Source organism: Sporichthyaceae bacterium, assembly GCA_036269075.1.
Classification (GTDB): Bacteria; Actinomycetota; Actinomycetes; order Sporichthyales; family Sporichthyaceae; genus DASQPJ01.
Map to the genome: position 1 here is coordinate 109,497 of DATASX010000045.1, position 9,912 is coordinate 119,408.

Below are 9,912 nucleotides of genomic sequence, written 5' to 3' on the forward strand. Positions count from 1 at the left end.
GACAGAAGATGCGTTGGGTAGGGGGCGCGTCAGCGGGCGTGGAAGCCGGCGAGCAGGAGCCAGGCCACCGGGGCGGCGGCCAGCAGCGAGTCCAGGCGGTCCATGATCCCGCCGTGCCCGGGCAGCAGGCTGCCCATGTCCTTGACGCCCAGGTCGCGCTTGAGCAGCGATTCGCCCAGGTCGCCGAGGGTGGCCGCGACCGCGAGCGCCAGGCCCAGCGGGGCGCCCTGCCACCAGTGGCCGTGCAGCATCGCCGACATGCAGATCGCGCCGCCGAGGGCGCAGGTCAGCAGCGAACCGCCCATGCCCTCCCAGGACTTCTTCGGGCTGATCCGCGGTGCCATCGGATGCTTGCCGAACATCACGCCCGCGGCGTAGCCACCCACGTCGTTGCACACGACCAGGATCACGTAGGTGGCGACCCGGCGTGGCCCGTCGCGCTCGGCGTCCATCAGGATCGCGAAGCCGGCCAGCAGCGGCAGGTAGGCGGCGGTGAACAGTGAGGCCGTCACGTCGGCGACGAACCCGGCGGGTCCCTCGGCCAGGCGCCACCCGATGGCGCCCAACGCAGTGAGCGCGAAGCCGACCACCAGCGCCTCGGTACCGCCACGTTCAGCCGCGACCAGGCTCGCCACCGAACCGATCGCCAGCGGGGCCAACGGGATCCGGATGCCACGCTGAGCCAGGACCGCGTTGAACTCCCAGAGCGCGATCAGGATCGCGAGGGCGACCAGTCCGACGAAGGCCTTACGACTGGTTGCCAGGCACACGATCACCGCGGTGCCCATGGTCACCCCGACGCCGATCGCCGCGGGCAGGTTGCGGCCGGCTCGGCTCTTGCCTGACGCGCCGTCAGTTGCCGGCGGTGCCTGCTCCGGGGCGCTCACCGGCGCGCCTGCGTGACGGAGAGCATCGGTCGGGTCCGGCTCGTCATGGCCTCAGACCTCGAGCAGTTCGGCTTCCTTGTGTTTCACCATGTCGTCCACGCTGGCGACGTGACGGTGCGTCACTTCCTCCAGGTGCTTCTCGGCGCGACGTACGTCGTCCTCGCCGGCGTCGCCGTCCTTGATCATCTTTTCCAGGTTGTCCTTGGCATGGCGGCGGATGTTGCGGACGGACACCCGGGCGTCCTCGGCCTTGTTCCGGGCGACCTTGATGTACTCCTTGCGGCGTTCCTCGGTCAGCACCGGCAGCACGACGCGGATGATCGAACCGTCGTTGCCGGGGTTCACGCCGAGGTCGGAGTCGCGGATCGCGCGTTCGATCGCGCCGAGCGAACCCTTGTCGTAAGGCGCGACGATGACCATCCGGGCCTCCGGGGTGGTGAAGGAGGCCAGCTGGTTCACCGGCGTCAGGGTGCCGTAGTAGTCGACCATGATCTTGGCGAACATGGCCGGGTTGGCCCGGCCGGTACGGATCGCCGCGAAGTCCTCCTTGGCCACCTCGACGGCCTTCTCCATCTTGTCCTCGGCCTCGAGCAGGATGTCGTCGATCATTTCTGACTCCTAGTCATGCTGTGCCGATTCCCGGGCGCCGACGGCATCAGTGGGCATCCCCGCCGATGACCGTCCCGATCTTCTCACCCCGGACGGCGCGACCTATGTTTCCCTCACTCAAGAGGTCGAACACGACGATCGGCAGCAGGTTGTCCCGGCACAGGCTGATCGCGGTCGCATCGGCGACCTTGAGCCCGCGGGCCAGGAATTCCGAGTAGCTCAGCGTGTCGAACCGCACCGCGTCGGGATGGGTCTTGGGGTCGGCGTCGTAGACCCCGTCGACGCCCTGCTTGCCCATCAGCACGGCCTGGCAGCCGACCTCCAGCGCACGTTGCGCGGCGGTGGTGTCCGTGGAGAAGAACGGCTGGCCGAGCCCGGCACCGAAGATGACGATGCGGCCCTTCTCCAGGTGGCGCACCGCGCGGCGCGGGACGTAGGGCTCGGCGACCTGGCCCATGGTGATCGCGGTCTGCACCCGGGTCTCGACGCCGCACTTCTCGATGAAGTCCTGCAACGCCAGACAGTTCATGACGGTGCCGAGCATGCCCATGTAGTCGGCGCGGCCCCGGTCCATGCCGGCCTCGGACAGCTCACGGCCACGGAAGTAGTTCCCACCACCGAGCACCAGGGCGATCTGGACACCGGTCTCGATCGACACCTCCGCCACCTGGGCGGCGATCGCGGACACGACGCCGGTGTCGACGCCGATGCCCTTCTCGCCGGCGAGGACCTCGCCGGAGAGCTTGAGCATCACGCGCCGGTAGCTGGGTGATCCTGCTGCTTCCGGCACGTGATGCCCCTCTTCGCTCGTGTGGTTCGACGGCGCCGGGTAGTCGGGCTGCACCCGATCCGCGACACCGGTCAGGCGCCGCCCACCGCGAGCCGGGCGAACGCGGTGACGTTCACGCCTGCCTCGTCGAGTATCGCCTTGACGCTCTTCTTGCTGTCCTGCACCGAGGACTGCTCCAGGAGCACGACGTCCTTGAAGAACCCGGTGACCCGGCCTTCGATGATCTTGGGCAGGGCCGCCTCGGGCTTGCCCTCCTCGCGGGCCGTGGCCTCGGCGATCTGCCGCTCGTGCTCGACGATGTCGGCCGGGACCTGGTCGCGGGTCAGGTACAGCGGGCGCATCGCGGCGATCTGCATGGCAGCACCGCGGGCGGCCCCGACGTCTCCGCCGCTGTAGGCCACCAGCACGCCGACCGCCGGGGGCAGGTCGGCGCTCTTCTTGTGCATGTAGATCGCGACGTCGCCGTCGAACCGCGCCACCTGACCCAGCTCCAGCTTCTCGCCGATGACCGCACCGGTGCCGACGATCGCATCGCGCACGGTGCGGCCGTCGGCCAGCTTGGCCTCCAGCACCGACTCCCGGTCGGACAGGCCGGAGGAGTCGACCAGCGCGACGATCTCGTCGGCCAGCGCCTGGAACTGCTCGTTCTTCGCGACGAAGTCGGTCTCGCTGTTCAGCTCGACCAGCGCATTGCCGGCAGCCGCGATCAGCCCGGCATTCGCCGTGCGCTCGGCGCTGCGCTTGGCGGCCTTCGCTGCACCCTTCGTCCGCAGGTGGTCGATGGCCTTCTCGAAGTCGCCGTCCATTTCCTCGAGCGCCTTCTTGCAGTCCATCATCCCGGCGCCGGTCGACTCGCGGAGCTTCTTGACGTCCGCGGCGGTGAAATCGGCCATGCTCGTCCTAATCCTTCTGTACTCGGTGCTGGGGACAGTCGGTCCGAAGTGCGCGGGCCGGGCGGACCCGACCCGCGCGAACTCGGTCAGGCCTCGGTCGCGGGGACCTCGGCGGCAGACGCCTCAGTGGCAGGCGCCTCGACGGCGGGCTGCTCGGCGGCAGGAGCCTCAGGAGCAGGCGCCTCAGGAGCAGGCGCCTCAGGAGCGGGCGCCTCAGCAGCAGGCGCCTCAGCAACGGGCGCCTGAGTGGCAGGCGCCTCAGCGGCGGGCTGCTCGGCAGGGGCCGCCACCTCGGTGGTGGTGAGCAGTTCGCGCTCCCACTCGGCCAGCGGTTCGTCGGTCGCCACCTGCCCGGCGGGCTTCTCGTCATTGCGCGAGCCACCGGAGCGGGCCATCAGGCCCTCGGCGACCGCGTCGGCGACGACCCGGGTGAGCAGGTTGATCGACCGGATCGCGTCGTCGTTGCCGGGGATCTTGTAGTCGACCTCGTCCGGGTCGCAGTTGGTGTCGAGGATCGCCACGACCGGAATGCCCAGCTTGCGGGCCTCACCGACTGCGATGTGCTCCTTCTTGGTGTCGACGATCCAGACCGCGCTCGGAACCCGGGCCATGTCCCGGATACCGCCGAGGGTCTTCTCCAACTTCTCCTTCTCGCGCTGCAGGCCGAGCAGTTCCTTCTTGGTCATGCCCGAACCGGGCACGTCGTCGAAGTCGAGGAGCTCGAGCTCCTTGAGGCGCTGCAGCCGCTTGTGCACCGTGGAGAAGTTGGTGAGCATGCCGCCCAGCCAACGCTGGTTGACATACGGCATCCCGACGCGGGTCGCCTGCTCGGCGATCGCCTCCTGGGCCTGCTTCTTGGTGCCGATGAACATGATCGAGCCGCCGTGCGCGACGGTGGCCTTCACGAACTCGTAGGCGCGGTCGATGTACGACAGCGACTGCTGGAGGTCGATGATGTAGATGCCGTTGCGCTCGGTGAAGATGTGACGCTTCATCTTCGGGTTCCAGCGGCGAGTCTGGTGCCCGAAGTGGACACCGCTCTCGAGCAGCTGGCGCATCGTGACGACGGCCATGGGTGTTCTCTCCTGTTTGCCTGCCGCTACCGGCAGACGTCTCTCGGTTCGACGCGCCGGTCGGCGACCGACGCCCTGACGTCCCGACGCGAGCTCCGGCTGCGAACAGCCGACCGAGAGCGCGCACCGGCGTGCCGACGGAGCCCCCAGGGGGCTTCGAGACATCCGGAGGACGTGCGAAGTACGGCCCAGAGGTCCGAGCCGCCGACGGAAGTCTACGACATTGCGACCATGAAGCCGCGTCGGCCTGTCCACAGGGCTGCGGTGTCCACAGCCGGCGCGCCGGCGCCGGCGGTGCGGTGCTGCCCGGACGACGATCGCGGAATGGCGCACGCGTTGCCTCTCGGGGCCGTGGCAGCTGCGGTCCTGGTGGTCCCGGGGGTCGCGGTTGCCGGGGCGCGCGCCTGGCAGCCACCGCTGCTGGGGCCGATCGTGGTGGTGCGGCCGTTCGCTCGGCCGCTCGGGCCGTACGGTGCGGGTCACCGAGGTGTGGACCTGGCGGCGGCGCCCGGGTCGGTGGTGCGCGCGGCCGGGGCGGGGACGGTCGCCTTCGCCGGTCCGGTCGGCGGGCGGGCTGTGGTCGTGGTGCGGCACGGGGCGACGACGAGCACCGAGTACGAGCCGGTCGCGCCCCTGGTCCTGGTCGGCGCGGGGGTTGCCGCCGGGGCCCCGGTCGGGGTCCTGCAGCCGCCGGCGGGGCACTGCGGGGCGACGTCCTGCCTGCACTGGGGGCTGCGCAGAGCAGGCCGCTACGAGGACCCGATGAGCCTGCTGCGGGCGCCGAACGCGCCCGTGCTGCTGCCGTTCCTGGACCGTCCGATTCCGGGAGCTGAGTCGGGCTGGGCGACGCAGACAGCGGCGACGCAGGCAGAGGCTCGGGGTGCCGGTGTCGCGCGGCAGCCAGCACGGCCGGCAGGCCGGGTGCGGCGGCTGGTCGTCGCGGGCGGGGCGGCGACCGGAGGTGGCCTGGCCGTCGCGGCCGCGCCCGCGTTGGGGCGGGTGATCAGGCGAGCGCGGCCCGCAGCGCGATGACCGCCTTGGCGTGCATCTGGCACACGCGGCTCTCGGTGACGCCGAGCACCTGACCGATCTCGGCCAGGGTGAACGCCTCGAAGTAGTAGAGCCGGACCAGCACCTGCTCACGCTCGCTGAGCGCGTCGACGGCCTCGGCGAGGATCCGCCGGGTCTCGGCGGACTCGAAAACGGTTGCCGGGTCCGGGGTGTCGAGGTCGGCGAGCCGCTCGCCGAGGCTGACCTCACCGCCGTCGGTACCGGTCAGCAGTTCGTCGAGGGCCATCACGTTGAGCGCGGCCAGCTGCCGGAAGTTGTTCTGCAACTCGGAGTGCGAGACGCCCATCTCGGCGGCGATCTCGGTCTCGCTCGGGGTCCGGCCCAGGCGGGTCTCGGCCGCCGCGTAGGCCTGCTCGACCGCCCGTGCCTTGGCCCGTACCGAGCGCGGGATCCAGTCCAGCGCGCGCAGCTCATCGATGATCGCCCCGCGGATGCGCCGGATCGCGTACGGCTCGAAGGCCGACCCGCGGCCGGGCTCGAACTTCTCGATGGCATCGATCAGGCCGAAGATCCCGAAGGAGATGCAGTCGCCGGACTCCACGTTGCGCGGCAACCCCACACCGACGCGGCCGGCCACGTACTTCACCAGCGGCGAGTAGTGCAGGATCAGCCGCTCCCGCAACGACTCGTCGCCGGTCTCCTTGTACCGCTGCCAGAGCCGGTCGACCGTCCCGGCGGGGTCGTCGACGCGGCGCTGGGCCGCCACCTTGGCAATCGCGTCAAGCACGGGGATGCGCCTGTTCGTAGGACGCCCGCAGGCGGTCGACGGTCACATGGGTGTACAGCTGGGTGGAGTTCAGCGAGGCGTGGCCCAGCAGCTCCTGGACGCTGCGCAAGTCGGCCCCGCCTTCCAACAGATGGGTGGCCGCGCTGTGCCGCAAGCCGTGCGGCCCGATCGCCGGAGCGTCGCCGACGTGGGCCAGGTTCTTGGTGAGGATCTCGCGGACCGCCCGGGTCCCGAGCCGACCGCCGCGGGCCCCGAGGAACAACGCTGCCCCGGACCCGTCCCGGGCCAGCGCCGGTCGACCCGACTCCAGCCACGCGAGGACCGCAAGCCGGGCCGGATCGCCGAACGGCACCCGCCGTTCCTTGGCGCCCTTTCCCATCGCCTGCAGCAGCCTGACGGCCATGTCGAGGTCGTCGACGTCCAGTCCGACCAGTTCACCCACCCGCAGCCCGGTCGCATAGAGCAGTTCGAGCACGGCCCGGTCGCGTAGGGCGGCGGGCCCGGAGTCCTGCGCACAGACGGCCAGGAGAGTCTCGGCCTGCGCCCGGCTGAGCACCGAAGGCAGCCGCCGACGCACCTTCGGGCTGATCAGTCCGGCCCCGGCGTCGGCGCAGGCCCGACCGGTCCGGGCCGCGTGAGCGGTGAAGGCCCGCGCCGCGGCGGCCCGCCGGGCCACGGTGACGTCGGAGTGCCGGGTCGTCCGCTCGGCGGCCAACCAACTGCGCAGGACGCGAAGCGTCAGCCCGTCGACGTCGGTGGCTCCCGCCCGCGAGGCGTGGCGCAACAGGCGGCCCACGTCGCCGACGTAGGCCCGCACGGTGTGCACGGACAAGCCGCGCTCGGCCGCCAGGTGGGTCTCGAACGACGCCAACGCATCGGCCAGTTGCTGGGGCAGCCCGGTGGTCGGGTGCGCGACGGTCGCCCGCCGCCGTTGGGCCGTGATGACCGAACCTCCCCGAGACCCTTGCTGCATAGCCTCAACGTTGCCCGTCGGGCGGCCCTGTGCAAAGCACCGCCACGCCCTCTTCACCCCCCTACGGCGCCGGCCTCCGCCTCAGCCCCCAATCGCACTGCGCGCCGAACCGCGCTGCCGCGCCGCCCGGGTCAGGCGCCAACCGCCATCGACCCGTTCCACCAGGCCCAGCACGGACAGCTCGCCCAACGCCGGCAGCACCTCCTCGTCGGGACGTCCGCAATCCCGACCCACCACGCCCAGCGGGACCACCGCCCGGCTCGGCAGCGCCTCCAGCACCGCCTGCAACTTCGGCTCCAGCGCGTCGGCCGCCCGCGCGGTCCCCCGCCGCGGTTCGGCCAGGTCCGCGCCCAACCGGCCCAACGCCTCGATCACCTCCTCGGCCCGGGTGATCGGGACGGCGTGCCGGGAGCGCAGCAACTCGTTGCTGCCCGCCGACACCGCCGAGGTGATCGGGCCCGGCACCGCCATCAGGACACGCCCGAGGTGCTCGGCCCACCGCGCGGTGGTGGCCGCGCCGCTGCGGGTCGCGGCCTCCACCACCAACGTGCCACGGCTGCACGCGGCGATGATTCGGTTCCGCGTGAGGAACCTGCGGCGGGCCGGGGTCGAACCGGGGGGCGCCTCGCTGAGCAGCACGCCCTCGCAGGCGATCCGCTCGATCAGGGCCGCATGGGCCGCCGGGTAGGGCACGTCGACGCCACCGGCCAGCACCCCGGCGGTGAACCCGGAGACCGCCAGCGCTCCCCGGTGCGCGGCGACATCGATCCCGAAGGCACAACCCGAGACGATCGCCCAACCCGCCTCGGCCAGGGTCGCGGCCAGTTCCGTGGCCACATGGACCCCGTAGCCGGTGGCCGCCCGCGAGCCCACCACCGAGACGGACTCCAGCAACGCGGTGCGCCACCCCACCGGGCCCCGCACCCAGATCCCGTGCGGGCGCCCAGCACCCAGATCGTCGAGCTGGGCCGGCCACTCCGGCTCCCCCGGGCACACGAATCGGATCCCGACGCGCTCGGCGCCGGCCAACTCGGCCGCACCGCCCGCCCCGGCCAGCCGGACCCGCATCGCCGCCGCACCAGGCACCTCCGCCTGCCCGCTCTGCAGCACGTGGATCACCTCGACCGCCCCGATCCGGGCGACCAGGCCGCCGAGTGCGGGTTCGTCGGGTTCGGCGATCCGGGTCAGCAGGGCCCGCGCCTCGCGCTCCTCCTGGTCCATTCGCTCACTGGCAAGCTCGCTCACGCCGCCCACCCGTCGGTGACCCCGCTGCGCAGCGCCAGCGCCGCGCCGACCTCGCTCGGCCCCGGCCGTGGCTTGCCGGCCAGGTCGCTCACGCTCCACGAAACCCGCAACACCCGGTCCATTCCCCGGGCCGACAACCACCCGCCGTCCAACGCCCGCTCGAGGATTCGGACCGCTGCGTCCTCGACCCGGAACTCCCGACGCAGCGCCCGCGACGGGACCTGGGCGTTCAGCGTCCAGGGGGTGCCCGTGAGCCGATGCAGAGCACGATGCCGGGCCGTCAGGATCCGCTCGGCGACCGTCGCGGTGGACTCACCGTCCGCGGCGCCGATCAGTTCCACCCGGCTGGGTCGGTCGACGTAGACCTGCAGGTCGATCCGGTCCAGCAAGGGCCGGGACAGTCGGCTGCGGTAGCGGCGCCGAACGTGCGGGGTGCACGAGCAGCCCCCTCCGCGGCCGAGGTCGGCGGCCTTCCCGCACGGGCACGGGTTGGCGGCCAGCACCAGCAGGAACGCTGCCGGGAACCGCGCGGTCAACGCCGCCCGGGCGATGATCACCTCCCCGCTTTCCATCGGCTGCCGAAGGCAGTCCAGCACGCCTGCGCGGAACTCGGGTGCCTCGTCGAGGAAGAGCACGCCCCGGTGGGCCAACGAGACCGCACCCGGGCGCAGTGCTCCGGAACCGCCGCCGACCAGGGCAGCCGTCGTCGCGGTGTGGTGCGGTCGCGCGTAGGGCGGGCGGGTCACCAAGCCACCGCCGGTCGGCAGCACACCGGCCACCGAATGGATCTCGGTGACCTCCAGGGCCGCGGCCCGGCCCAGCTCCGGCAACAGGCCGGGCAACCGTTCGGCCAACATGGTCTTACCCGCCCCGGGTGCCCCGTGCAAGAACACGTGGTGGCCACCGGCGGCCGCCACCTCCAGCGCCCGGCGGGCCTCCGCCTGCCCCCGGACGTCGGCCAGGTCCGGCACCTCTGCCGGCTCCACGAGCGCGCGACGCGGCATCGGACCGAGCCGCTCCACCGGTTCCGGCACGGGCTCCCCACGCAGCACCGCCAGCGCGTGCCGCAACGAGGCGACGCCGACCACCTCGAGGCCGTCGACCAACCCGGCCTCGCCGACATTGGCCACAGGCACCATGACCCGGGTCAGGCCGGACCGCCCCACGGCCGCAACGGCGGGCAGCACCCCCCGCAGGCCGTGCACGCTGCCGTCGAGGCCGAGTTCGCCGAGCACGACCATCCCGGCCGTCGCGTCCTCCGGGACGGCTCCCGCGGCAGCCAGCACGACCAGCGCGAGCACCAGGTCGAACCCCCCGCCACGCTTGTGCAGATCGGCCGGCGACATCGAGACGGTGACCTTCTGCTTCGGCCAGGCCTCCCCGCTGTTCTGGACCGCGGCCCGGACCCGTTCCCGGGCCTCCGACAACGCGGTGTCCGGCAGCCCGATCAGCCCGAACCCGGGCAGGCCCGGGCCGACGTCCGCCTCCACCCCCACCAGCCGACCGGTGACCCCCGCCAACGCAACCGACCAACCCCGCGCGAGCCCCATCACCGGACCGCCACGCTCATGCCACACCGCGCAGGTGCTCGACCCGAGCGGCACCGCGGGGACGCGCCCACACCCCGACCACGTCGAACCGCAC

Annotated in this window: 10 protein-coding genes; 1 reads left to right on the plus strand and 9 read right to left on the minus strand. The window is 72.1% G+C overall.

What is annotated here, in order from left to right; genetic code table 11:
• Positions 1-29: 29 nt before the first annotated feature.
• The 5 genes from VHU88_09200 to rpsB form a co-directional block, all read right to left on the minus strand.
• On the minus strand, positions 30-887 hold the full coding sequence (locus tag VHU88_09200; GenBank protein HEX3611847.1) for a phosphatidate cytidylyltransferase: 858 nt from the start codon (positions 885-887) through the stop codon (positions 30-32).
• Positions 888-938: 51 nt separating this feature from the next.
• Positions 939-1,496, minus strand: a complete 558-nt coding sequence (frr, locus tag VHU88_09205; GenBank protein HEX3611848.1) for a ribosome recycling factor — start codon at positions 1,494-1,496, stop codon at positions 939-941.
• A gap of 46 nt (positions 1,497-1,542) precedes the next feature.
• A complete protein-coding gene (gene pyrH, locus VHU88_09210; protein HEX3611849.1) occupies positions 1,543-2,247 on the minus strand; it encodes a UMP kinase in 705 nt (234 codons plus the stop codon).
• A 110-nt stretch (positions 2,248-2,357) separates the two neighbouring features.
• Entirely contained in the window at positions 2,358-3,179 is an 822-nt protein-coding gene (gene tsf, locus VHU88_09215) for a translation elongation factor Ts (protein ID HEX3611850.1), read from the minus strand.
• Positions 3,180-3,265: 86 nt separating this feature from the next.
• Entirely contained in the window at positions 3,266-4,252 is a 987-nt protein-coding gene (rpsB, locus tag VHU88_09220; protein HEX3611851.1) for a 30S ribosomal protein S2, read from the minus strand.
• A gap of 324 nt (positions 4,253-4,576) precedes the next feature.
• Here rpsB and VHU88_09225 point away from each other — a divergent pair, with 324 nt between their 5' ends.
• Positions 4,577-5,284: a peptidoglycan DD-metalloendopeptidase family protein gene (locus tag VHU88_09225; protein HEX3611852.1), complete on the plus strand. Its 708-nt coding sequence runs from the start codon at positions 4,577-4,579 to the stop codon at positions 5,282-5,284.
• Here the strand turns inward: VHU88_09225 and whiG are convergent.
• The 4 genes from whiG to VHU88_09245 form a co-directional block, all read right to left on the minus strand.
• On the minus strand, positions 5,256-6,050 hold the full coding sequence (gene whiG, locus VHU88_09230) for an RNA polymerase sigma factor WhiG (GenBank protein HEX3611853.1): 795 nt from the start codon (positions 6,048-6,050) through the stop codon (positions 5,256-5,258). The genes VHU88_09225 and whiG overlap by 29 nt on opposite strands.
• Entirely contained in the window at positions 6,043-7,023 is a 981-nt protein-coding gene (locus VHU88_09235) for a tyrosine recombinase XerC (protein ID HEX3611854.1), read from the minus strand. Before VHU88_09235 ends, whiG begins: the two co-directional genes overlap by 8 nt.
• Positions 7,024-7,104: 81 nt before the next feature.
• Positions 7,105-8,268, minus strand: a complete 1,164-nt coding sequence (gene dprA / locus VHU88_09240; GenBank protein HEX3611855.1) for a DNA-processing protein DprA — start codon at positions 8,266-8,268, stop codon at positions 7,105-7,107.
• A partial coding sequence (locus VHU88_09245; GenBank protein HEX3611856.1) for a YifB family Mg chelatase-like AAA ATPase occupies positions 8,265-9,912 on the minus strand: 1,648 nt, incomplete at its 5' end. The genes VHU88_09245 and dprA, both read right to left, overlap by 4 nt.

Coding starts and splice junctions, on each gene's coding strand:
- pyrH (HEX3611849.1), bottom strand. CDS start 2,247: ATGCTCAAGCTCTCCGGCGAGGTCCTCGCCGGCGAGAAGGGCATCGGC.
- rpsB (HEX3611851.1), bottom strand. CDS start 4,252: ATGGCCGTCGTCACGATGCGCCAGCTGCTCGAGAGCGGTGTCCACTTC.
- VHU88_09225 (HEX3611852.1), top strand. CDS start 4,577: ATGGCGCACGCGTTGCCTCTCGGGGCCGTGGCAGCTGCGGTCCTGGTG.
- tsf (HEX3611850.1), bottom strand. CDS start 3,179: ATGGCCGATTTCACCGCCGCGGACGTCAAGAAGCTCCGCGAGTCGACC.
- frr (HEX3611848.1), bottom strand. CDS start 1,496: ATGATCGACGACATCCTGCTCGAGGCCGAGGACAAGATGGAGAAGGCC.
- VHU88_09235 (HEX3611854.1), bottom strand. CDS start 7,023: ATGCAGCAAGGGTCTCGGGGAGGTTCGGTCATCACGGCCCAACGGCGG.